This window comes from Streptomyces roseus, assembly GCF_001044425.1.
GTDB classification, from domain to species: domain Bacteria; phylum Actinomycetota; class Actinomycetes; order Streptomycetales; family Streptomycetaceae; genus Streptomyces; species Streptomyces roseus.
Genome location: NZ_LFML01000138.1, coordinates 1 through 1762, shown reverse-complemented (window position 1 = coordinate 1762; position 1762 = coordinate 1). Strand labels below are relative to the sequence as shown.

The following is a 1762-nucleotide window of genomic DNA, read 5'->3' as shown; positions in this document are numbered from 1 at the left end:
CTAGGCGGTGTCCTGGCGATCACGAGCGGAGCCAGATGACGAGCGCGGCTGCGGTAACGGTTCCGAGGTAGACGTAGCCGCGCTTGTCGAACCTGGTTGCAACCGCGCGGAAGGTCTTCAGTTTGTTGATCGCCCGTTCGACGGTGTTGCGCTTCTTGTAGCGGTCCTTGTCGAAACCGGGCGGTCGGCCCCCGGAGCTGCCGCGTCGGACCCGGTTGGCTGCCTGGTCGGCCTTCTCCGGGATGACGTGCCGGATTCCGCGTCTGCGTAGGTAGCGGCGAGTGCGGCGGTTGCTGTAACCCTTGTCGGCACTGACGCTGTCCGGCTTCGTACGTGGCCTGCCGCAGGCCAGCCGCGGCACGCAGATCCGGTCCATGACCGCCTCGAACTGGGTGCAGTCGGCGCACTGCCCGGGCGTGATGACCAGCGAGAGCACCCGGCAGCTGCCGTCCGCGCTCAGGTGGATCTTGGTGGTGAACCCGCCGCGCGACCGGCCGAGCGCCTCACCTCCCTCACCACCTCCGCCAGCCGGTCGATCAGTTCCGCCCAAACCCGAGCGGCTCTGACCGCCTGGGCGGAGCCCCCTTTGATGGCGGGCGGCGGAGCGTGCCGGGCGCCGGCGGCGTGGTGGTGTGCGCGCACGGACGTCGAGTCGACCGAGACGTCCCAGTCGATCTCGCCGGCCGCGTCCGCCTCGGCCTGGATCCGCCGCAGGAGCATCTCCCACGTTCCGTCCGCCGACCAGCGGCGATGCCGCTCATGCACCGTCTTCCATGGTCCGTATCGCTCCGGCAGATCGCGCCAGTGCACGCCCGTGCGGATCCGGTACAGCACCCCGTTCACGACCTGGCGGTGGTCCCGCCACCTGCCACAACGCCCATTGCTGACCGGTAGAAGCGGCTCCAGCCGCTCCCACTGAGCATCCGTCAAGTCACCCCTGTCTCCCACAGTCCTATCAACGACTGGACTGATCGTCGGGACGTCTTCCAACCTCCGGCGTTGCTCGGTACGACGGCTGAATACGGTGGAGGGACCCGGTTAAATGAGAGGACGCGAAGACGTGGATGTGTATGAGGCCGTGGACAGTCGCCGGGCCGTGCGGGCGTTCAGCGATGAGCCCGTGCCCAAGGAGGTACTCGAACGAGTGCTGACCGCAGCGACGCGGGCTCCGTCCAGCGGGAACCTCCAGCCGTGGCATTTGTACGTCGTGACCGGTGAACCCTTGGCGGAACTCAAGCGGACCGCGACAGCCAGGGCACGGGCGGGGGACCCCGGCGACGAGCGTGAGTACCCGATGTACCCGGGCGGGCTGGCCTCGCCGTATCTGGACCGCTTTGCTGCTGCTGCCGCCCAGCGGTACGAATCGCTGGGGATCGAGCGCGACGACCCAGACCGGCCCAGGAAGATCGCCACCTTGAACTCGGAGGCGTTCGGGGCGCCGGCCGTCCTGTTCTGCTACCTCGACCGGACGATGGGGCCCGGACAGTGGGCTGACGCGGGGATGTATCTGCAGACGGTCATGCTGTTGTTGAGGGCCGAGGGGCTGCACAGCTGCCCCCAGGTGATGTGGACGGTGTACCGGAAGACTGTCAGCCGGGCAGTCGGAGCCGATGACGGACTCGTGCTGTTCTGCGGCGTCTCAGTGGGGTTCGAGAAGGAGGGCGTGCCGCGACTGCGCACCGGGCGGGCGGACATGACGGAAACGGTGAGCTTCATCGGGGTGTGACAGTTGGACGGCCGAGATCGACAGGACAGGTTCTAG

1 protein-coding gene and 1 pseudogene are annotated in these 1762 nt (G+C 67.8%); one reads left to right on the top strand and one right to left on the bottom strand.

Going from position 1 to position 1762, the window contains the following annotated elements; genetic code table 11:
- Positions 1-19: 19 nt before the first annotated feature.
- Positions 20-948: pseudogene (locus ACS04_RS36885) on the bottom strand (IS5 family transposase).
- A gap of 112 nt (positions 949-1060) precedes the next feature.
- Here ACS04_RS36885 and ACS04_RS30060 point away from each other — a divergent pair.
- Positions 1061-1726, top strand: a complete 666-nt coding sequence (locus ACS04_RS30060; RefSeq protein ID WP_048479983.1) for a nitroreductase — start codon at positions 1061-1063, stop codon at positions 1724-1726.
- The last annotated feature ends 36 nt before the right edge of the window (positions 1727-1762 follow it).